Origin of the sequence: Beduini sp., assembly GCF_047239305.1 — a bacterium.
Taxonomy (GTDB): Bacteria; Bacillota_I; Bacilli_A; order Erysipelotrichales; family Coprobacillaceae; genus Beduini.
In genome coordinates, this window is the sequence record NZ_JBKTEM010000002.1 from 518,108 (window position 1) to 518,707 (window position 600).

Consider the following 600-nt stretch of genomic DNA (forward strand, 5'->3'; position numbering starts at 1 on the left):
ATGGATGCCATTTGTAATGGTATCAAACAAACAAAATGCCAATGCAGAATAAAAATTAAATATTGCTCAAATCAGCTGAAGCGTATGCTTCGGCTTTTTTAATATTATGATGAATAAGGTTCTAATAAGCGAACTTGATTAGTAAAATGAAGTATAGTATTAAAGGGGAGTGTCAAGGTGCGGCTTATGGCAGAAATAATCGGAATTTGAATGAATATAATGTGAACTATATGTGAATTAATCGTTTGAAAGGTTCATAAAATATCATTTTATTGGGTTGTTTTATCCATAGACATTAATAGTTTACTGTAGTAATATTCGCTTTCATTTATGTTTCACTAATTATGAACTTTCTGTGAACTTTTTAAGAAATCGCTTACAATTTAATTGACAAAAGCGCTTACAAAGAGTATAGTAGAGATAGATGAAGCGATAGTATTCTAAACTATCAAGCTTAGCCTTGAGCAAGCTAGGTCAAAATCAACGGGAGGAAAAAGACAATGAAATTTTTGGAAGAAAAATTTGTCCCTCTTGCAGCTAGAATTGGGTCACAAAGACACTTAGTTGCGATCAGGGATGCATTCGTTGTTATCATGCCAG